Genomic DNA, 19,998 nt, shown 5'->3' on the forward strand with positions numbered 1-19,998 from the left:
CGTGTCCTCCAGTCCTCGGATCCCGGCCGGGCCGAACGCCCGCCTCAACCGCGTCCGCCGCCTACGGCGACGCCCTCGCCGCGCCCGCCGTACACGGCGGCACCTCCAGCGTGCCCGTTCTCCGGGCACCGGTACGGCGAGCGATGACACCAGGCCGACCGGCGCCCGTGAGCTGCGCGTGACCTGGTGAACGTTCCCGGTTACAGCACCAGACGATCGGACACAGCAGGAAGTTCCTCCGGATCACCGCCGAAACCCCCTCCTCCTGCCCCGCCCGTCCCGCTCTCCTCGTCCCACGCGTCCCGGCCTCTCCCCGATGAACCGCCGCCCTGCATGTCCCGCACGTCCCGGCCGTTCCCCCATGAACCGCCGCCCCGCACATCCCGCGCATCCCGCACATCCCGCACGTCCCGCACGTCCCGGCCGCTCCCCAGTGAACCGCCGCCCCGTTCCCCGGACTTGCCAAGCACGGCCCCGGTATGGGTATAGTCCGATCCGTAGGTCATGAGTGCCAGTGACAAGCCCCGGCTCGCTGGCCGGCAACCCTCGCGTCCGCGGCGGGGTGCCCCGGGTGAGGACCTGGTCCGGCACGAGGTGTGTCGGGCAAGCGCGGGCTCCACGCACCAACGCCATTGGCTTGGGGTCCGATGACCTCCAAGGAGAGCTGGCGTGTCCACACTGACGATCTTCACCTCCGCCGGAAGCACCGCCACCCCCTCGGGAATCACGACCGCGGCGACCGCCGTGACCGTCCCGGCGACCCGCGTCTCCGACGACCGCCGGATCCCCTCGGTGCTCGGTTCCGACCTCGAGGTGCCGGTCAAGGGCGGCAGGCTCGTCCGATACGCCAACCTCGACTACGCCGCGAGCGCCCCCTGTCTGGAGCCGGTGAGCGCCGCCGTCGCCGCCGCGCTCCCGGCCTACTCCAGCGTCCACCGCGGCGCCGGATACGCGTCCCAGCTGACCACCGCCCGCTACGAGCAGGCCAGGCACACGGTGCGCGCCTTCGCCGGAGCCCGCCCCGACGACTCGGTGATCTTCACCAGGAACACGACCGACGCCACCAACCTGCTGGCCCGCAGCCTGCCCGCCGGGACCACCACCGTGGTCTTCGACACCGAGCACCACGCCTCGCTCCTGCCGTGGGCCGACGCCGTACGGCTGCCCGCCCCCGCCTTCCCCGGTGAGGCCGTACGCGCGGCCGACAACGCGCTGGCCGCGATCGAGGGCCCCAAGCTGCTGGTCGTGACCGCGGCCTCCAACGTGACCGGCGAGCTGTGGCCGATCGCCGCCCTGGCCCACATCGCCCACCGTCACGGCGCCCGCATCCTCGTCGACGCCGCCCAGCTCGTCCCACACCGCCGCCTCAACCTGACCGCGCTCGACCTGGACTACGTGGTCTTCTCCGGTCACAAGCTCTACGCGCCGTTCGGCACGGGCGCGCTGATCGGCCGCGCCGACTGGCTGACGGAGGCCGAGCCGTACCTCAAGGGCGGTGGCGCGGTGAAGGCCGTGAACGACGACGAGACCGAGTGGCACGCCGACCCCGAGGCGCGTCACGAGGCGGGCACGCCGAACGTCCTCGGCGCGGTTGCGCTGGCCGCCGCCTGCGACGCCCTGAGCGCGACCGGCTGGGACGTGCTGGTGCGCGAGGAGGAGCGTCTTCTCGGCCGCCTCCGTGCCGGTCTCGCGAGCATCGAGGGCGTCCACGAGCTGTCCCTGTGGGGCCCCGACCACCCGCGCGTCGGCATCGTCTCCTTCGTGGTCGACGGTTTCACCGCCCGTGAGGTCGCCGAGGCCCTGTCGGGCGAGTACGGCATCGGCGTCCGCGACGGCAAGTTCTGCGCCCACCCCTTCGTCCGCCACCTCCTGGGCGCGAAGGACGGCGGCTGCGACGACGTCACCGCCTCCGCGGTGCGCGCCTCCATCGGCATCGGGAGCACGCAGGAGCACGTCGACCGCCTGATCACGGCTCTGCAGGATCTTGTCACGCGTCGGTGACGTGACAGCATGGGGCCTATGAGTGAGCCTCGTGCCCCGGGCACGCCCCGGGAAGTGAACGTGGGAATCGGGGCCGGAGCCGACGCCGTCGCGGGAGCGCGCGGCAAGGAGCTCGCGACCGAGGACATGGTCCTGAACATCGGCCCGCAGCACCCGTCGACCCACGGGGTGCTGCGGCTGCGGCTCACGATGGACGGCGAGCGGATCAGCTCGGCCGAGCCGGTCGTCGGCTACATGCACCGAGGCGCGGAGAAGCTGTTCGAGGTCAGGGACTACCGGCAGATCATCGTGCTGGCCAACCGGCACGACTGGCTTTCCGCGTTCGCGAACGAGCTGGGCGTCGTGCTCGCGGTCGAGCGGATGCTCGGCATGGAGGTGCCGGTCAGGGCGGTTTGGACGCGCACGCTGATGGCCGAGCTGAACCGGGTGCTCAGCCACCTGATGTTCCTCGGCTCCTATCCCCTGGAGCTCGGCGCGATCACCCCGGTCTTCTACGCGTTCCGGGAGCGCGAGACCCTCCAGGCCGTGATGGAGGAGATCTCCGGCGGCCGGATGCACTACATGTTCAACCGGGTCGGCGGCCTCAAGGAGGACCTGCCGCTCGGCTGGCTCGGCCGGGTCTCCCAGGCCGTCGCGGACGTGCGGCGGCGGCTGCCCGACATCGAGAACCTGATCGCGGGCAACGAGATCTTCCTCGCCCGCACGGTCGGGGTCGGGGTGCTGGACCGCGAGACGATCATGCAGTACGGCGTGAGCGGCCCCATCGCCCGCGCCTCGGGCGTCGACCTCGACCTGCGCAGGGACGACCCCTACCTCGCGTACCGCGAGCTGCCGCTGAGGGTCGTGACCCGCTCCGCCGGAGACTGCAACGCGAGGTTCGAGGTGCTGCTCGAACAGGTGAAGGTCTCCCTGGACCTCGCGGACGCCTGCGTGGCACGGCTCCGCGAGCTGCCCCAGGGGCCGATCAACCAGCGCCTGCCCAAGGTGCTGAAGGTCCCCGAGGGACACACCTACGCCTGGACGGAGAACCCGCTCGGTATCAACGGCTACTACCTGGTCTCCCGGGGCGAGAAGACCCCGTGGCGGCTCAAACTCCGGTCCGCCTCGTATAACAACGTCCAAGTATTGCGGGAAATGTTGCCGGGGCACCTGGTTTCCGACATGGTGGCCATTCTGGGGTCGATGTTCTTCGTGGTCGGCGACATCGACAAGTGACCCTGGAGGACGTCGGCGCGTGACCGTGAACGGCGCCGACGGGTGAGTCGCGGAAGGGGGCCGCATGAGCGAGCGCGCGGACGCCATGTCTCGTGCCGGAAGCGGGCAACGGGACAAGTACGTCGACTGGCTCCGCGCGGTCAGTCTGATCGTCGTCGTGGTCTGGCACTGGGCATTCACGATCCTGCAGTGGGGTCCCGAGGGGCCCTCACCGACGAGCCCGCTGGGCTTCACCTCGGGGTTGTGGATCCTCACCTGGCTGCTGCAGGTGCTGCCGCTCTTCTTCTACGTGGGCGGACACGTCCACCTGCTGTCGTGGAACCGCGCCTGCGAGCGCGGCGTCGGCATCGGCGCCTTCGTGTGGCGGCGCATCCGGGCCCTGGCGATCCCGGCGCTGGTTCTGGCCATCGTGTGGCTCGCCTTCGGCGCGGTCGTCAACTGGGTCTTCGGGATCACCTGGATCGGCCGGGCCGTGGTGCTCGTGCTGAGCCCGCTGTGGTTCATCGGCGTCTACCTGGTGCTGATCGCCCTGCTGCCCGTCATGCTCTGGCTGCACCGGCGCTTCGACGTGCTGATCCTCATCTGGCTCGGCGGCGCGGCGCTGGCCGTCGACGTGCTGCGACTGCGCTACGGGTTCGAGGCGATCGGCTGGCTCAACATGGTCATCGTCTGGGGACTGGCGCACCAGGCGGGCTTCTTCTACGACCGGATGGTCGCCCTGCCCCGGCGGCTGGACGTGGCCACCCTGTGGACGGGCCTGTTCGCCCTCTTCGGCCTGGTGTACTCGGGGATCTACCCGGGCTCGATGGTCGGGGTGCCCGGCGACAGGCTGTCCAACATGGCGCCGCCGACCTTCGTCATCGTGGCACTGCTGATCTTTCAGGTCGGCCTGGTCGAGGTGCTGCGCCCCTCCATGGAACGCCTGCTTGAGCGTCCCCGGTGGCGGTGGACGAACGAGACGATCAACCGGTTCGCGCTGCCGCTGTTCCTGTTCCACACCACCGGGATGGCGATCCTGCTGGGAGTGTTCTGGGCCCTGACCGGCGGCCCGCCCGGGAGCCAGGTGCCACCCGACCTGCTGTGGTGGCTGGAACGCCCGCTGGCGGTCGCCGGTCCGCTGCTGTGCACGATCCCGTTCCTGCTCCTGTTCGGCCGCAGACGTACGCCCGAATCCCGGCGATAGCCGACCGCCCGTCATGGGGGAGCATGCGGTTCCCGGGCCGCCTCGCCCGGCGACGGGAATCCCGAGTTCCCTCGAGACCAGGATCGGCGTTTTTTGGGACCGGGATCGGCCGGACAGCGAAAAGGGTCAGCCGGATCGGCGCTTCCGCAACCATATAAGAGCCCAGATAAGAGCTACGACGACATCCACCGAAAAAATGATCAAAAGTCCGGGAGGCCCTGCCTGAAAGGCGGCGATACGCGACTCGGTTTCGACCACACTCGGATCATCCGCACTATAGACGATCGGAATCTTATCGCCCTTGGCGTACTCCCCCTCGATCTCCGCAACACGCTGATGCACGCCTCCGGCAAAAGTGATCTTGGCGTAGTAGGCGGGGGCGCTTCTCCTCCGCGGCTCGGATCTGATGGACACCACTGTCGCGGTGCCCCGAACGCCGTGAAGCTGCAGATCGGTAAGCCTTATGTTGGTCATCACCATTACGACATGAACGACACCCCATAAAATGATCAGCAAGAAAACGACGAGTACCGAAACAGCGCGTAGGGCACGGCGCTCCCAGTCCGGCTCGTCAAACGACATGAGGTGCCAACGTAACCATCTGATCATCAGCCCTGACCTCCCACACCGAACGGCAGCGGAATCATCGGCCACAGGGGGCGTCCCCGGCACCTCCCTCCGTCCCTCCAGGGGCGGCGGCCGATCAGTACGCCCAACAGTCTGCATTGACAACAAATCGACGCGCCATGTTTCTGAGCGCCGCAAGCAATCTGTTATCGGCCGTGAACAGCGTGGACGCCGAGCGTTCATTCAGGCTGTGAAATCCCATTAAAGACCGTGTCCGAAATTAGATTTACATAACCAGTCAAACTGAAACTCCCATGGGTGAAGCCCCGACCGCCGGTCAGGGTGCCGTGGCCAGCTTGCGGATGACGGATTCCGCCAGCTCGGCCGCGGAGGCCACGCTGCCCAGATCGACGTTGTCGGGAACGTCGGTGTCGAGGTGATAGTGAGTGATCAGTTTGTCGTGGTCGAGCGAGACGATCGTGGCGACGGGATATCCGTGACGCCGGGGGACCTCACTGTCCGTGCTGTTGCGCGAGCGCAGTCCCCGCAGGAGCGGCACGCCGATGTCGCGCGCGCACCGCGCGACGAACTCGCGGAAGGGCCTGGGATAGTCGCGCATCAGCACGGGCCCCTCGCCTTCGAGGAGTGCGAGCCTGCCGGACCCCACGCTCTCCAGGTTGATGAAGCAGGTGCCGGGGCCGAGGCTCGGGAAGTGCTCGCGGGCGAATCCGCGGATGCCCTCCTGCAGTGCCTCTTCGGCTCCCGCGGACAGGAAGACGACCCGCAGCCCGGAGATCGGGTTCCGCTGGAGCGCCTCCGCGACGCAGACCAGCGCGGCCACACCGGAGAGGTTGTCGTTGGCCCCCGGTACGGCGGGCCGACGGCCGATATCGATCATGGCCGCCAGGTTGCCGGCCGCGAGCACCGTTCCCGTGCCCCTGAGCCAGCCGTTGTCGCTCGCGGCTCCGGCGGCGACCAGGGCCGGGCCCAGGATCACCGGCCACCAGGTCGGCGGGTTCGTCCTCGCGGCGGCGATGACCTCGGGGAAGTGGCGCGCGACCCAGCGGGTGGCCCGCTGGTCGAAGACCACCCCGGACGGGGCGGCGTCGTGGTGGGCGAGGACGACCACCGTACGGCTCGCCGACAGGTCACCGCCGTACGCCACGACGTTGCAGGCCTGCCGGTGCGGGATCGCCAGGCGGCGGAACCAGTGGGCGCCGCCCGTGACGTCATCGACGATGGCCGCGGACGCCGCCGCCGCGACCGCCGCGGCGGCCCACCGTGCCACCGGCGTCCGCGCGCCGTACCCGGCGACGATCCCGGCGGCGAGACCCGCGGCGCTGAGCAGGCCGATCGGCAGCGCGTACGAGCTCGTCGCCGAGACGTCCTCGACGGTGGCCTCACAGCCGAGACCGCGCAACCGCTCCGCGAGTGAGAGGGCCACCAGCCGTTCTCCGGGCGAGGTGGGCAGACGGGGAATGCCGGCGTAGGCGCGGATCACCTCGTCGGAGGTCTTCCTGCGCCATTCGTCCCCTCGCGGGTCTGCCGCCATCGATCGCTCCGCCTTCGCGAGTCTCTAGTTGTTCTCTAGTTGTTCCGGGCCACGAGGTACTCCTGGAACCTCACGTGGCGGAACTGGTAGACGGCACCGGCCCGGCGCAGGAGTCCACGCCGGTGAGTGTCGTCGAGGAAGCTCATGAACCGCCACGGCACCCGGCCGAGCAGGGCCAGCCACGCCTTCGCCATCACGTAACGCCCCCACACCGAGGTCGCCAGCCCCATGTGGTGGTCGGCGAGCGCGTATCCCAGCCCGAAGACCATCGCCGGGACGACGGCCGCCCGGACGCCGTAGGCGAACGCGTAGGCGATGCCGGTGGTGACGATGAGCGTGGTTCCTATCGTGATGCTGCGCGCGAAAGCCGCGAAACGTTCGGCGCGCCGGGTCGAGCGTGGGCTCAGCGCGCGGGTGACGTCGGTCGACACGTCCAGCCAGATGTTCAGCCCGTCGATCAGTCCGAACGCGAGGCCCACCAGGATGCCGACGAGCACGCCGAACCACGAGGACGAGATCGCCCAGGCCGTTATCCCGGCACCGACCCCGGTGACGAAGCCCACGGCGACATGACGGGCGAACGCCACGACACCCCTGCGAGAGACGAACCTGACCTCACTGGGCCCCGACCGGATCGCGACGGTCAGGTAGCCGTCGGCGAGTCCGACCGCGAGACCGAGACCGACCCCTTCGGCCACCGCCCGGTACAGACCGCCCGTCTGGTAGACGACGAATCCCTGAACCAGTCCGGCGACCAGGGCCACGATGCGCCCAACGCCCAACGCCAGCCTGCGTTCGAGGGGTGTCCGCTCGTTCAGGCCGATGAGGGTCGCGAGAAATCCTCCTCGCGTCGTGGACACTCCGAGTTTCCTTCGCAGGGCGTTCAGGGGTTCTTTCAGAACTCCCTCAAGAGTCCAGCGCTCGGCTCGGTTACTGCTTCCCAGAAAGAGCACGACGGCGGCGAAGACGAGACCGACCGCGGGGCCGAAGACGAAACCGACGACGAACGCCCCCACCACGGCGGCCAGAACATGCACGACGACCGGTGGAGCCGCCACCTCCAGTTGCCACCACGCGATGTCCGGCTGGCCTCTGCCGCTCAGTTTGCGGGCGAGAAACGTCAGCCAGACCTGAACATCGTCGGCCCGCAGGTCACGCCGCGCGTCGGGATAGGTGGCCCGGATGAGCTCGTGCAGAAGATGTGCCTCGACCAGCTCAGCCGTGGCGAAGCGCGGTTCCAGCAAGACCGTCGCGTCGCCGGGCTGGTCGCCGTAGATGGCGCGGGCCAGCGCCACCATGAGCGGGGTCCGCAGCGCGGACGCGACCGGGCCGTCGGGGTTGCTCCTCATCTCGGCGAACACCCGGTCCCAGCGCCGCGCGCGAGGGCTCGCCGTCGCAGCCCTCAGGTACTCCTCGACCATCTCGCGCCTGAGCGGCTGGAGCACCACGGCCGCCCCTCGGGTGACGATGTCGCCCGCCGTGACGGTGGCGTGGTACTCGCCCACCCGGCTTGTCAGGACCATCTGCCGGTCCCGTCCGAGCCAGTCGTTCATGTCCGTGATCGCCTGTGGCCGCGCGGATTCGGAGAGCTCGTCCAGGCCGTCCAGAATCGGCAGGATCAGGTTGTCGTGGAGCAGTTGCCGGGCGACCGCCCGGGGGTCTCGTTTCTGCGGCGAGCTGAGCTGGTAGCTCTCCGCCAGCTGGTCGACCAGCCATTCGTCCAGGGGAACCTTGGCCGGGTCCCAGGCGCTCAGCCGGATCAGGACCGGCACCGGCTGTCCGGGCCCGCGACGCTCGAGCAGCTCCAGCAGGAGGGTGAGGGCGAGAACGGACTTTCCCGACCCGAGCGGCCCCAGGATCACCAGTCGTCTGCTCGGCAGGCTCTCGAACACCTCGGCCACCCGGGTGAGGTCGCCGTCCAGAGGCACGTCGACGCGATCGGCCCGCGTGCTCCCGGTTCTGGACCTGGGCAGCGCGTAGGTGGGGTCGGTGAAATCCTCTTCCTTGGTCCAGCTGACGTTCAGCGGCCAGGGGTCGTTGAGCTTGCGCAGCCCCGCCTCCAACGCCCACTGATCCTGCACCGCCTTGGCGAGCTGGTCGGCGACCTCGATCGGCCAGCGCGCACCGGCTCCTGACGTGTTCTCTTCGCGCCGGTTGGCCGCCTGCGCGGCGAACCGATCCAGGAGCGACACCAGCAACCCGGATAACGCCGTCAAAACCCCTAAAACGGCAGCCCACGCGGTCGCCTGATCCTGCCCGACAAAAAAGATCACTACCGAGATAAGGAGGACGGCTCCCCATAAAACGACAAATGCCGCAATGAAGACTCCCCTGCGCCACCAGCGGACCCTACGGTCCATCCCTGCTCCTCAGCCGGCCCCGAGCAGAATCTTCAAACAATGCAATCAGTTCGCCAACGACAATACAAGCCATCAATCATCTGATTTATCGCGATGCAACGGCCACGCCGCTTCAAAACCCACCCAATGGCCCCAACGGTGGTGGATCGACAACGGTTCACCTCACGCGAACCTCAATGACCGGTCGTCACGACGATCTCGCCGAAGGTACCGCCGTTCGGCCGCGGGACACCCGCCCGCCTCAGCCGCCTTCGTCCACACCGCCACCCGCCCGAACGGGCGACGACCGGCCGGCGTTTCGCTGGATGACCGCTCCCGCCACGCCTTAGCCGGGCGACAGGAATTCCGGGTCCACCCAAGACCGGGGTCGGCGTTTCCCGGGAACATGATCAGCGGAACAGGCCGATCCAAAGCGCGAAAAGAGCCAAGATGATCCCTTCAGGGAGCACGGTCGCTAAGACACCACCAAGGCCGACCTCCGACTCGCTGTCGACCACACTCGGATCGTCCGGGTCATAGACGATCGGAATCTCCTCGCCCTCGGCGTACTCACCCACGATCTCCTCAACGCGCCGTTCCCCGCCTCCGACAAAACTGATCTCGGTGTAGTAGCGCAGCCCATTTTCCGACTGTTCCACAGATCTGCTGGACACCGCCGTCCCGGTGGTCCGGACACCGTGAAAGTACAGTTCGAGAGTCGATATGCTATTTACCGTCATTAAGACGATCATGGCGATAAAGCAAGCGGTCGTCATGAAGATGGAGAGCACGACAATCATGCCCAGGAGAATGTCGCTCGCGCCCAGGGTGCCGAACGGCCTGAAGCGCCGATGTAACCGCCTGACCATCAGCCCCGACCTCCCACACCGAACGGCGACAGGACCGCCGACCGCGGAGAGCGCGCCCGGCGTCTCTTCCCCCGCCCCTCCGGGACCGGCGGCCGATCGGTGTGTTCAACAGTCTGCAGTGCGAACAAAATGATGCGCCATGCTTTTGAGCGCCACAAGCAAAATGTCACTGATCACAAACGGCCCGGGCACGGAACGTTCATTCAGCCGGAAAACCCCATTAAGGGCCACGTCCGGAACAGGATTCGCACAACCAGCCGAACCGGAGTTTCCCGTGCGTATTTCCTGGTCGGCCACGGTGACTGGCCCGAGGTGCCGGGATCCCGGAGGCGTGTCCGGCCCGAGCCGACGAACCGCTCCGGACGTTTCCCGCCGGAAACGCTACTCCGCCGTCCCGTCGACGGCCCGCCGAGCGCTCCCGCCGGTTTCCCGCCAGACGCGTTGGAGCTCGGCGACCCGCCGGAGGGAGCGTTTGAAGCCGGCGTACACCTCCTGCCCCAGAGCCTGGGCGTGGCGTCGCTCGATGGCGGCCATGATGGCGTCCGACCTGGTCATCTGGTCGATGCCGAGGTCCGTCGGGCAGACGAGCTTGGCCCTGCGGTCCTGGGGGTCGGGACGGCGCTCCACGTAGCCGAGGGCGACCAACTCGTCGACGAGGGTGCCAATGACCTGCTTGTGCTGCCCCGACTGCCGGGACAGTTCGGTGGCCCTGCTGCCTTCGGCGTCGAGGTAGGCCAGCACGGCTCCGTGCCTCGGCCTGAGCCGGGGGTGTCCCTCCTCGGCGAGGGTCTCGAACAGCTCCTTCTGGACGGCGAACAACACGTTGCTCGCCAGAATCCCCAGGTCAGGAGCCTCCTCTTTGCGTTCACTGCGGCGCACGACCGTCTCTCCACGGAAATTTAGTCACTAACTTTGACTATCACTGATCCTTACTATACCGTGATCGTCGACCGCTCACCACGGTTCCCCATCACCGATGCCCTCCAGGGAGAAGACAGACATGACGACCACCGTTGAACTCACCCGCTTCCGCGTCGCGCCGGACCGCACCCAGGCGATGCTCGACGCACGGCCCACGATGCTGGCCGACTTCGCCGCCGACCGCGCCGGCTTCCTCGGAGCCAGACTGGTCCGCCTGCCCGACGACCAATGGCTGGACATCGTCGACTGGCGCTCGCCCGAGGACTTCGCGGCCTCGCGGGCCAAGGGGCCGAACCTGCCGGGGATCGCGGCCTTCTTCGCCACGATCGACGAGCTGGTCAGCGCGGAGGAAGGGCAGGAGGCGTGATGCGCGCCGCCTGGTACGAACGTCAGGGACCGGCCCGCGAGGTCCTGCGGGTCGGGGAGATGCCCACACCGGAGCCGGGCCCCGGCGAGGTGCGGGTCAGGATCGCGGTCTCCGGGGTCCACGTGGGAGACCTCGGCAAACGGCAGGGCTGGTGGGGGTCCACCATGGCCTTTCCCAGGGTGATCCCGCACGGCGACGGAGCGGGAGTGATCGACGCCATCGGGGAGGGGGTCGACCAGGCCAGGCTCGGCGAACGCGTCTGGGTCTACCTCGCCCAGTCCTACCGGCCCTTCGGCACGGCCGCCGAGCACACCGTCGTCCCCGCGGGGCACGCCGTCCCGCTACCGGAGGAGATCCACTTCGAGCAGGCCGCGGGGCTGGGCATCCCCGGCATCACCGCGCATCGCGCGATCATGGGCGACGGCCCCGTGACCGGGCAGACCGTGGTTGTCACCGGCGCGGTCGGCGCCGTCGGCCGCGCCGCCGTGGCCGTGGCCAGGCGAGGCGGCGCCACGGTGATCGCGACCGTCCGCCGGGCCGCGCAGGTCGAGGAGGCGCTGGCCGCCGGAGCCCACCACGCGATCGACGTCTCCTCCGGCGAGTCGGGCGAGGTGGCGAAACGGATTCTGGCCTTCGCTCCCGAGGGGGGCGTCCACCGGGTCGCCGAGGTGGCGTTCGACGCCAACATCAAGACGGACCTGGAGATCCTGGCCTACGGCGGGGTGATCGCCACTTACGCGACAGGCGACGCCAACCCTGCCGTGCCGTACTGGCCATTGGGTTTCAAGAACATCACCATATGCTTCCTCAGCAACGACGACTTCCCCGAGGAGGCCAACCAGGCCGCGGCGGCCGACCTGACCGCCGCCCTGCGCGCGGGCGACCTGCGCTTCCCGATCGCGGCCCGCCTCCCCCTCGACCGAATCGCCGAGGCACACGAAACCGCCGAACGCGCCTCGGCCGCCGGCCGGGTCGTCGTCGAACTCTGAACGTCACGAACTCCGAAGGTCACCGGACCCGGCGAAGGCAGGCGATCACCGCGGCGAGCCGCCGCTCCTCACCGTGGTCGCGCGGCGCCCCGACGATCCTCGCGACGGCGAGATCGCGGGACACGACTCAGCGGTCCTCCTCTGAGTCCTTCGGCACCTTGCAGCAGTACTCCAGGTACAGGGCCGCGCAGACCAACACCACGCAGGACACGAACGAGCCGCCCGCGATCAGGAAGTCCTCGCGGGGCGCCTCCCGGTCCAGCAGTTCGGCGGTGTAGAGGGTGAACCCGGCGAAGATGCCCCCGAAGACCGCTCCGGCGTACGCGGAGGCCTTGCCGAGAGCCGCGAGACGGGCGACGGCCAGCGGCTCGACGGGCTTGGTGTCGAACCTGCGCTCGATCCTGGCCTTGGTCATCCAGCCGCTGTACACCTCGCCGACCGCCAGCAGGAGCACCGTGGGAATCGCCGTCCACGGCACCCTCGGCAGGGACGAGTAGAACGGGTTCAGCAGCGCCCACGACAGGATCGCGCACACGACGAGAAGGCCGACGACGACCCCGGGACGGCTTGGCTTCACTACGGCCTCTGCAGGGTCAGGTCGGGGCGCAGCCGTACGTAGTCCTGGTCGAGACCGGAGAGCAGGTCGGCGACCCTGCGCCCGGCCAGGACCGCGTCCGGGTCCGCCTCCATCCAGGGAACCAGCACGAACGCGCGCTCGTGCGCCCTGGGGTGCGGCAGTGTCAGCTCGGGGTCGTCCGAGACGACGTCCCCCACGGTGATCAGGTCGACGTCCAGGGTGCGCGGGCCCCAGCGCTCGGTCCGGACCCTGCCAAAAGCGTTCTCCACACTCTGAGCACGATCGAGGAGCGTCCTGGGTTCCAGCTCACTGTGCGCGATCACCACCGCGTTCAGGTACGGCTCCTGCTCGGGACCTCCGACCGGGTCCGTCTCGTAGACCTGGGAGACCGCGACGAACTCCAGCTCCGGGGTGTCGAAGAGCGAGTCCAGCGCGCCCTGCAGCATGTCGAGACGATCACCCAGGTTGCTGCCGAGCGCCAGCACGACCTTCATGACCGGCTCCGGATGATCGTCACGACCACGTCGTCGAACGGCAGCGGGATGGGGGCCGCGGGCTTGTGCACACTCACCTCGGCCGAGAGCACCCGCTCGCGCGACAGGCAGACGTCCGCCAGCCGCTGGGCCAGGGTCTCGATCAGGTCGACCGGCTCGCCCTCGACGACCTTCACCAGGTCCTGGGCGAGCTGCCCGTAGTCCACGGTCTTGGCGAGGTCGTCGTCCGCCGCCGCCGGGGCGGTGTCGACGAAGAGTGTGACGTCCACCACGAACTCCTGGCCGAGCTCCCGCTCCGCGGGCAGCACACCGTGCCGCCCCCGCGCCCTCAGGCCCCTGACACTGATCCGGTCCGTCACGCGGCTTCCTCTTCCTCGTCGTCGTCACCCTGCAGCACGGGTGAGCCGTGGTGCAGCCAGAGCCGCCACCCTCTGGACGTCCTGACGAAGGTGTTGCTCGCCACAACCTTGCCCGCCGCGAAGCTGGAATCACCCTCGTCGCCCGCGGTAAGGATGTTCTCCTCACAGGTGAGGATCGCGACGTCGCCCAGCACCATGACGCGGACGTCGGTCAGCACGAACTGGATGTAGGGGGTGTTGGCCATGATGAGCGCCCAGGAGCGCAGCACCTCCTGGCGGCCGTTGATGATCGGCCACCCCGGGTGCACACAGCTCACCTGCTCGCCATCGATGTCCTCGGCCCAGATCTCGGTCATGCGGTCGAGGTCGGCGTTCTCGATCGCGGTGTAGAACGCCTGGTTGACCGTCTCGACGGCGGTGGTGTCGACGCTCATGATCTCGCTCTCTGAACTGCTGCGGCCACGCGGACGGCGTCCGCGTTCGGGCGTACGTCGTGCACTCGGACGCACCAGGCCCCCGCGCTCGCGGCGAGGGCGGTCACGGCGAGCGTGGCGTCGTCACTACCCCCGAAGGGGCGCGGGGTGCCGTCGGGGTCCGCCAGCAGGCGGCCGAGAAAACGCTTGCGTGAGGCTCCGATGAGCAGCGGGTAGCCCAGCTCGGCGAGCTGGTCGACACCCGCGAGCAGTGCCCAGTTGTGCTCGGGGTTCTTGGAGAAGCCGAGCCCGGGGTCCAGCACGATCCGACTCTCCGCGACCCCCTCCGCCAGCACGGAGGCGACCCGCTTGGACAGTTCTTCCCGCACCTCGGTCACAACGTCACCGTAGATCGCCCGGCTGTCCATCGCGTGGCTGTGGCCCCGCCAGTGCATCACCACGTACGGCACGCCCGAGGCGGCCACCACCCTGGGCATCTCCGGATCGGCCAGACCGCCGCTGACGTCGTTGACCAGCCTCGCCCCCGCGTCAACCGCCGCCTGCGCGACCTCGGCCCGCATGGTGTCGACGCTGACCGCGACGCCTTCCCTGCTCAGCTCCCTGATGACCGGCTCGACCCTGGCCAGCTCCTCCTCGAGCGAGACCCGCGCCGCGCCGGGCCTGGTCGACTCGCCGCCGACGTCGACGATGTCCGCGCCCTGTTCGACCAGGTCAAGGCCGTGCCGTACGGCCGTCGCCGGATCGAACCACCGGCCACCGTCGGAGAAGGAGTCGGGGGTGACGTTGACCACGCCCATCACCAGGCAGCGGCCCTCGTCGGGCAGCCCCGGCACACTCCACGTAGTCATGCGGACAAGCCTAGGCGTTGTCCGCTCTTCGCCCATATCGCGGGTCCGGCTTGCGCCATGCCGAATAAGCCCTCCCCTCGTGAGGCGGACCGTGGTCCGTGGTTCACGAGGTGCGGAGTGTCCGGACCAGGGAGGCCGGAGCATGCCGGACCTTGGCAACTGCGGCGATATCAGCCCGTGCACGATGAGAGATTAGCCCGACCACACCAAAAACGAAGCCCTTTCTCACCGCACCGCAACTCCCGTCCTTCCCCCAAGACCATCCCGCGTGCGCGAACCCGCTCCGGACAAGAAAAGGCGGCGGCGCCGTGTGCGACCGGATGAGAACCCTCACCCGGCCGCACACGTGGCTCCTGCGCTGTCCGCCACTCCATACAGCAGCTTCTGGACCTCGTCCTCGCGGTAGCGGCGCTGGCCGCTTGGGGTACGGATGGATGCGATCCTGCCGGTTTGCGCCCAGCGGTTGACGGTCTTGGGATCGACCCCGAACAGGCGTGCGACCTCCCCGGGCGTCAAAAGCCGCTCGGTGGTGCCGGTTCCGGTGGTGAAGGTGCCGTCAGAGCTGATGACCATGATGGCGGGCATAGGGGGTCTCCAGGTGTGGGGAGTGTGGTGCCCGGCCGGAGCGGGGGCTGTCCGGCCGGACACCGTAAGGGGGACCGGTCTCCCGGGTGAGTGGGCGACCGGCGCAAGGGCGGTTCCCCTCTTCCCCGAGACACCGGGACATTTCCCGATGTGTAATCGGGACATTTCCCGATGTGCATGGGAACCGCCGTTGGTGTGCGGTCTGGGCCCTCCTTCCCAGACCGCACGTTCAGGGGTACGGCAAAGCACAAAGAAGGGGTGACTCCCCGGCCTCGCCGTACCGGCCCAGTGCCGTGATCACGCACCCGCACCATGCAGAGCGGCCGGGTCGGCCAAAGGGACCGAGACGGACAGGACAGCCTGGTTCTCGGTCCGGACGCCGGTCTGGGTGGCCGGTTTCCCCTCCAGTTCCTCAGCCGAATCTGCCCGGATCAGAAGTGGGACACCGGACTCGGTCTCCCGCCTGCCGGGCAAGGTGCGGCGGTAGGCGCTCCAGATGCCGGTCTCCGAGTTGTGGAAGACCAGCCAGCCGGGGTTGGCCTGTTGCACGGTGTCGCATCCTCGGCGTGCGACACCATGCGCTGGTCCCGGTGGGCCGGGGCGTGGGATCATGCCGCCCTCCCGGACGGGAACGGGTGCCGGGCTCCGAGAGAAGCCCCAGCGGCCAGGAGCGGTGTCTGCCGGGTCAGGAATGTCCCAGCCTCGCGCATCCGCTTCTCCAGGCCCTCGGCGGTGTCATCCCAGATGATCACCGGCTCAGGAGTGGTCCAGGAGCTCAGGGCGTAGAAACGGCGTCGTCCCAGGCTGTACAGGACCGTCCAGTCCGGCCAGGCCCGGTCAAGCCGCTCGGCCTCGGCCCGCGCCGGGCCATCCCACAACCGTCGATAGACCGGCGTATGCGTCTGGCCGTCACGGTGCCGCCCACCGGGACGAGACTTCCCGATCATGACGCCGCCCCCTGGACGGCTGCCTGCCGGGCGATCTCCTCCTGCCGTTCCACCGCCGCCTTGACCTCGTCGAAGGTGTCGGCGTCCACGGTCGGTTCGGCTCCGGAGCGCAGGGCGTCCCGGGGGAAGGGCTGACGGCGGATGGCCCAGAACCGGCCCTTGTCACTGATGATCAGCCGCCAGCCCGGGATCTCCGGAGTGGTCGGTGCGGGCGTGCCGTCGTGCATGGGCCGGGCCTCCGTTGTCCGGTCAAGGGCTCCTGCGGGCGACGCTACCGCCGGACGGGCCTGCCCATTGGGCTGGGAAAGAAGAAGCGGGGACACGCCGTACAGCGCAAACGGGTGAGTGATCGACAGAACGGCTCCTGCCTTCCCCGGAGCGCGGGCATCGCCGGGGCCCCGGACGCTCGCACGGACACCACCGGGGGCGGGAGATCGGCTGCCGCCGCGCCGGGATGGCCTGCCAGCCGCAGGCCGTGTGCCAGGCCCGAACAGCGGGCGCCGTACCCGCCTGGGCAGCGGCGACCGGGCAGGCCGTGCGACCGGAGCGGACGGAACCTGCTCCAGAGCAGTGGCCGGTTCGTCACCGGGAACCGGCCGGTCGTCCTGCCGGGTAGGCCTCATGTCGAGCACGGCCGACATGCTCACGGGCGGTTCGGGGTCGGGTTCGGGGCGGCGTTGCGCGGGTACCAGCGGGACCACCTCGACCGGCGTCACCTCCACCGGTGGTTCGGCGGCTGGCAGAAGCTGCGGGCCATACTGGCGCCGGGCATGTAGGCGGGCGTTCATCAGCGGGCCGGACGGCTGTACGTAATCGTGATCGGCCTGGTCGGAGCAGTGGTGGGCGTAAGGAGCGTGCCCGCACCGGGCACACCCCATCGGCAACGGCACAGCCTCAGCGAAGCAGCCGCAGCTGTCTCCGGGAGCCGGGTTCCGGTCAAGGACCGGAACACTAGGCTTGCTCATGGGTCAGGACCTACTTTCCTGATCAAGGACCCGTCCGGACGTGGCAAGCGCCGGGCGGGTTCGCCTTTACACGACTGCGTCGATGTGATCGCCGCTGGTCACGCAAAGACTCGGACCGCCCCATGGTGATTCAGCCAACACCCGGGAAGTGACACAACCTGTGTCACCTTTGATCGTCCCTAGATCACGCCCACCCACTCAGCGAATCCGATCAGGCTCTCGCTGCTGCTCCGGTAGAGACGCAACAAGGTCTCAGTGTCTTCCTGAACCCACTGGTGTTCGCGTGTGTGCTGGGGCGCGATGCGCCGCGCCATCTTCAGTGACTCGAAAGACGACTCTTTCAGACCGGCCCATAGCTGTGCGCGCGCCAGCTCGACGTAGTAGCCGCTTCGGCGTTCGGCGGGGATCTCAGGCGGGGGCGTCCAGTTGTCACCGATATCGAGAGCGGGCCGCAGAGAGCGATCTCCAAGGCTGACAGCGACCGAGACTTCGTGGATGCGGACCGAACTCGGGCCGAAGGCCGTGCCATAGTAGGTGCCCTCAGGAACAAGATCGCCAAGTCGTCGGGCCTCGGCCAGGTGGTTCATCGCGGCGTCGGGGTTTTGGGCACGGGCCGCGATGACAGCCGCACGCATGTGGAGTGAACCCAGGACTCCAAGCTGCTGGCGCTGCCGCCCGACCGGGAGACGGTCGATCTCTAATTGAATCGCCCGCAGTCCGGCGTGGTATGCCTGGGCGGCGAAAAAGGTCTCCGTCCGGACGTAGGCCGTTGACGCCGTAAGCAGGGGGTCTTCGGAGAGGTCAGAAGCGCTCCGCATCAGCTCGATCAAGCGGGCCGACAAATCATGGTAGCCGTACTTGTATGCCACCGCGTCAGCTGCACGATAGGTGGCGACAAGCAATGGAGCGATATCAAAGCGTGCTGAATTCTCTGTTTCGTGAAGTCCGCGAACAAGCTCCGTTATTAGGTCGGGGAGCGTGGTGGACAGGCGGACATACTGAGCGTTCAAGCGCCGTTGCACCGCTTCGTTCACGGCCGCTCGCAGTTGGTGGACAGAGCGTACTGGGCCGTCCTCCGGGAAGTCGCACGACGCTATGACGGTACGCAGGAGTGGAATCGCGTCATGAACCCGGCCGTCCAGACGTGTGGTGTCGCCGAACAGGCGGGAGGGATCGACCCCCAGCGCCGCTGCCATGGCTTCCAGCACGCTGTCACCGGGGTCACGGACACCCTGTTCGAGCTTACGGATCATGCTCAGAGATACATTGGCCGTGTGAGCGAGGTTAGCCTGCGTCATGCGTCGCGCTCTACGAATTGAGGCTATACGCTTCCCTAATCCATCATTATGCGACGCAGGGGACATTTTAGCTCCATTCGGAACCTCCATGGAGGATGGGAGGCAATTCCAAGATGCTATCGATTCGCCAATCGACTGAACGCAGAATGGTCGAATCGCTTCCCCATAAATGCCCCCATGGTCCCCGCCGGATCATGCATGTCCGCAAACCCGCCGCCTTCGCGGGAATGACGTCATTAGCCGGATGATCGCCGACGTAGACCGTCTCCTCGGGCACCGCCCCGCCCAGCTCGGCAACGCGACGGAAGAACGCAGGATCCGGCTTGGCCACCCCCCACTCCTCCGAAGTGGCGATCTCGTCGGCGGGCAGGGAAAGGCCGCGCACGAGGTTGCCGGCCTTGGCCGTCTGGTTACCGGCCACGCACACACGGACTCCCATGTCGCGCAACGCCTGAAGCCCTGGCCGGACGTCAGGGTATAGATCGGTCTCGTCGAGATACTCGCCGCGCCCGGCCTCTTCCCGGGCACGGCGTTCCTCAGCCAGGTCCACGCCGGGCCGCAGTAGCCGTACCGCCTCCGCGTTGTCCAGACCCATGGCCGTCACCGCCCCGACGAGAGCGGACAGAGTATGCCGGGAGACACCCAGCCAGTCGGCCCAGGACGCCCAGTAGCGATCGTCCCGGACAAGCGTCTCACCGATGTCGAACACCACAACCCTGATCACCTTGGCAGGGTAGGCCACACCCGCACCACCCCGGACACGGCAGCCCAGCAGTAGGCCACTGTCCACCCAGGGTCGGCCGCTGTTGGCCGTCCTCCTATCGCACGGCCCCTCATGAACCGTTTCCCACATGCCAGAGCCCCCACTCAAGATGAGCAGGGGCTCCGGAAACACACGGGGAAGCTCAGCGCAGGATGAGCGCCATCGCCTCAGCGCGGGTCTTGTCGCTGTTGCGGAAGTCACCGCGGACGGCCGAGGTGATGGTCTTCGCGCCGGGCTTGCGGACGCCGCGCATGGTCATGCAGAGGTGCTCGCACTCGATCACCACGATGACTCCCCTGGGCTCCAGCACGCTCATCAGCGCGTCGGCGATCTGGGAGGTCATCCGCTCCTGCACCTGAGGACGCCTGGCGTAGACGTCGACGAGGCGGGCGAGCTTGGACAGGCCGGTGACCTGACCCTTCTCATTGGGGATGTAGCCGACGTGAGCGACCCCGTGGAACGGAACCAGGTGGTGCTCGCAGGTCGAGTAGACCTCGATGTCCCTGACAAGCACCATCTCGTCGTGGTCGACGTCGAAGACCGTGGTCAGCACGTCTTCCGGCGTCTGCCCAAGCCCGGCGAACTGCTCGGCGTAGGCGCGGGCGACGCGGGCCGGGGTGTCCTGCAGGCCGTCACGGTCGGGATCCTCGCCGATGGCGTAGAGGATCTCTCGGACGGCCTTCTCCAGCCTTGCGGAGTCGACCTGGAGGGGGTTGACGCTCACA

Annotated in this window: 24 protein-coding genes and 1 riboswitch; of the genes, 7 read left to right on the forward strand and 17 right to left on the reverse strand. The window is 68.2% G+C overall.

Annotated elements, in window-relative coordinates; genetic code table 11:
• The first annotated feature begins 1 nt into the window (after window position 1).
• The 4 genes from AB0395_RS31250 (at window position 2) to AB0395_RS31265 (ending at window position 4,399) form a co-directional block, all read left to right on the forward strand.
• Entirely contained in the window at window positions 2-190 is a 189-nt protein-coding gene (locus AB0395_RS31250; protein ID WP_366287271.1) for a hypothetical protein, read from the forward strand.
• Window positions 191-500: 310 nt separating this feature from the next.
• Window positions 501-616: riboswitch (SAM riboswitch) on the forward strand.
• Window positions 617-744: 128 nt separating this feature from the next.
• A complete protein-coding gene (locus AB0395_RS31255) occupies window positions 745-2,001 on the forward strand; it encodes an aminotransferase class V-fold PLP-dependent enzyme (RefSeq protein ID WP_366287326.1) in 1,257 nt (418 codons plus the stop codon).
• A gap of 18 nt (window positions 2,002-2,019) precedes the next feature.
• Window positions 2,020-3,216: an NADH-quinone oxidoreductase subunit D gene (locus AB0395_RS31260; RefSeq protein WP_366287272.1), complete on the forward strand. Its 1,197-nt coding sequence runs from the start codon at window positions 2,020-2,022 to the stop codon at window positions 3,214-3,216.
• 64 nt (window positions 3,217-3,280) lie between these two features.
• Window positions 3,281-4,399: an acyltransferase gene (locus AB0395_RS31265; RefSeq protein WP_366287273.1), complete on the forward strand. Its 1,119-nt coding sequence runs from the start codon at window positions 3,281-3,283 to the stop codon at window positions 4,397-4,399.
• A 126-nt stretch (window positions 4,400-4,525) separates the two neighbouring features.
• Here AB0395_RS31265 and AB0395_RS31270 read toward each other — a convergent pair whose 3' ends face one another.
• From AB0395_RS31270 to AB0395_RS31290, 5 genes are all read right to left on the reverse strand, one after another.
• Entirely contained in the window at window positions 4,526-4,981 is a 456-nt protein-coding gene (locus AB0395_RS31270) for a DUF3592 domain-containing protein (RefSeq protein WP_366287275.1), read from the reverse strand.
• Between the two features lie 322 nt (window positions 4,982-5,303).
• On the reverse strand, window positions 5,304-6,518 hold the full coding sequence (locus AB0395_RS31275; protein ID WP_366287277.1) for a M28 family peptidase: 1,215 nt from the start codon (window positions 6,516-6,518) through the stop codon (window positions 5,304-5,306).
• 35 nt (window positions 6,519-6,553) lie between these two features.
• Window positions 6,554-8,710, reverse strand: a complete 2,157-nt coding sequence (locus AB0395_RS31280; protein WP_366287279.1) for an NACHT domain-containing protein — start codon at window positions 8,708-8,710, stop codon at window positions 6,554-6,556.
• Window positions 8,711-9,267: 557 nt separating this feature from the next.
• Window positions 9,268-9,657, reverse strand: a complete 390-nt coding sequence (locus AB0395_RS31285) for a DUF3592 domain-containing protein (RefSeq protein ID WP_366287280.1) — start codon at window positions 9,655-9,657, stop codon at window positions 9,268-9,270.
• Between the two features lie 450 nt (window positions 9,658-10,107).
• Complete coding sequence (locus AB0395_RS31290; protein ID WP_366287282.1) at window positions 10,108-10,605, reverse strand: MarR family transcriptional regulator; 498 nt, start codon at window positions 10,603-10,605, stop codon at window positions 10,108-10,110.
• A gap of 121 nt (window positions 10,606-10,726) precedes the next feature.
• Here AB0395_RS31290 and AB0395_RS31295 point away from each other — a divergent pair, with 121 nt between their 5' ends.
• Together AB0395_RS31295 and AB0395_RS31300 are read left to right on the forward strand one after the other, a co-directional pair.
• Complete coding sequence (locus AB0395_RS31295; RefSeq protein ID WP_366287284.1) at window positions 10,727-11,014, forward strand: antibiotic biosynthesis monooxygenase; 288 nt, start codon at window positions 10,727-10,729, stop codon at window positions 11,012-11,014.
• Window positions 11,014-12,003, forward strand: a complete 990-nt coding sequence (locus tag AB0395_RS31300) for a zinc-binding dehydrogenase (protein ID WP_366287286.1) — start codon at window positions 11,014-11,016, stop codon at window positions 12,001-12,003. Before AB0395_RS31295 ends, AB0395_RS31300 begins: the two co-directional genes overlap by 1 nt.
• A gap of 127 nt (window positions 12,004-12,130) precedes the next feature.
• On the opposite strand, the gene AB0395_RS31305 is transcribed toward AB0395_RS31300, so the two are convergent.
• The 9 genes from AB0395_RS31305 to AB0395_RS31345 form a co-directional block, all read right to left on the reverse strand.
• The gene (locus tag AB0395_RS31305; protein WP_366287288.1) at window positions 12,131-12,580 is read right to left on the reverse strand and encodes a DUF3180 domain-containing protein; all 450 of its coding nucleotides are present in this window, start codon (window positions 12,578-12,580) and stop codon (window positions 12,131-12,133) included.
• Window positions 12,580-13,074 carry a 2-amino-4-hydroxy-6-hydroxymethyldihydropteridine diphosphokinase gene (gene folK / locus AB0395_RS31310; protein ID WP_366287290.1) on the reverse strand — a complete coding sequence of 165 codons (495 nt, stop codon included), beginning with the start codon at window positions 13,072-13,074 and terminating at the stop codon, window positions 12,580-12,582. The genes AB0395_RS31305 and folK overlap by 1 nt, the downstream gene beginning before the upstream one ends.
• Window positions 13,071-13,433: a dihydroneopterin aldolase gene (gene folB, locus AB0395_RS31315; RefSeq protein ID WP_366287292.1), complete on the reverse strand. Its 363-nt coding sequence runs from the start codon at window positions 13,431-13,433 to the stop codon at window positions 13,071-13,073. The genes folK and folB overlap by 4 nt, the downstream gene beginning before the upstream one ends.
• Window positions 13,430-13,867 carry a nuclear transport factor 2 family protein gene (locus tag AB0395_RS31320; protein ID WP_366287294.1) on the reverse strand — a complete coding sequence of 146 codons (438 nt, stop codon included), beginning with the start codon at window positions 13,865-13,867 and terminating at the stop codon, window positions 13,430-13,432. The genes folB and AB0395_RS31320 overlap by 4 nt, the downstream gene beginning before the upstream one ends.
• Window positions 13,864-14,715 carry a dihydropteroate synthase gene (gene folP / locus AB0395_RS31325; RefSeq protein ID WP_366287296.1) on the reverse strand — a complete coding sequence of 284 codons (852 nt, stop codon included), beginning with the start codon at window positions 14,713-14,715 and terminating at the stop codon, window positions 13,864-13,866. The genes AB0395_RS31320 and folP overlap by 4 nt, the downstream gene beginning before the upstream one ends.
• Window positions 14,716-15,045: 330 nt before the next feature.
• Entirely contained in the window at window positions 15,046-15,300 is a 255-nt protein-coding gene (locus AB0395_RS31330; RefSeq protein WP_366287298.1) for a BldC family transcriptional regulator, read from the reverse strand.
• Between the two features lie 297 nt (window positions 15,301-15,597).
• On the reverse strand, window positions 15,598-15,849 hold the full coding sequence (locus tag AB0395_RS31335) for a hypothetical protein (protein WP_366287300.1): 252 nt from the start codon (window positions 15,847-15,849) through the stop codon (window positions 15,598-15,600).
• A gap of 59 nt (window positions 15,850-15,908) precedes the next feature.
• A complete protein-coding gene (locus tag AB0395_RS31340; RefSeq protein WP_366287302.1) occupies window positions 15,909-16,247 on the reverse strand; it encodes a hypothetical protein in 339 nt (112 codons plus the stop codon).
• Window positions 16,244-16,474: a hypothetical protein gene (locus AB0395_RS31345; RefSeq protein ID WP_366287304.1), complete on the reverse strand. Its 231-nt coding sequence runs from the start codon at window positions 16,472-16,474 to the stop codon at window positions 16,244-16,246. Before AB0395_RS31345 ends, AB0395_RS31340 begins: the two co-directional genes overlap by 4 nt.
• A gap of 114 nt (window positions 16,475-16,588) precedes the next feature.
• Here AB0395_RS31345 and AB0395_RS31350 point away from each other — a divergent pair, with 114 nt between their 5' ends.
• On the forward strand, window positions 16,589-17,023 hold the full coding sequence (locus tag AB0395_RS31350) for a hypothetical protein (RefSeq protein ID WP_366287306.1): 435 nt from the start codon (window positions 16,589-16,591) through the stop codon (window positions 17,021-17,023).
• A 368-nt stretch (window positions 17,024-17,391) separates the two neighbouring features.
• Here AB0395_RS31350 and AB0395_RS31355 read toward each other — a convergent pair whose 3' ends face one another.
• The 3 genes from AB0395_RS31355 to folE all read right to left on the reverse strand — a co-directional run bounded on the left by AB0395_RS31355 (window position 17,392) and on the right by folE (window position 19,997).
• The gene (locus AB0395_RS31355; RefSeq protein WP_366287308.1) at window positions 17,392-18,600 is read right to left on the reverse strand and encodes a helix-turn-helix transcriptional regulator; all 1,209 of its coding nucleotides are present in this window, start codon (window positions 18,598-18,600) and stop codon (window positions 17,392-17,394) included.
• Window positions 18,578-19,234, reverse strand: coding sequence for an HAD family hydrolase (locus tag AB0395_RS31360; RefSeq protein ID WP_366287310.1), 657 nt, complete (start codon window positions 19,232-19,234; stop codon window positions 18,578-18,580). The genes AB0395_RS31355 and AB0395_RS31360 overlap by 23 nt, the downstream gene beginning before the upstream one ends.
• Window positions 19,235-19,415: 181 nt before the next feature.
• Window positions 19,416-19,997, reverse strand: a complete 582-nt coding sequence (gene folE, locus AB0395_RS31365) for a GTP cyclohydrolase I FolE (protein ID WP_366287312.1) — start codon at window positions 19,995-19,997, stop codon at window positions 19,416-19,418.
• Between the last annotated feature and the right edge of the window lies 1 nt (window position 19,998).

The organism is Streptosporangium sp. NPDC051023 (assembly GCF_040689595.1).
In the GTDB taxonomy this organism is placed as follows: Bacteria; Actinomycetota; Actinomycetes; order Streptosporangiales; family Streptosporangiaceae; genus Streptosporangium.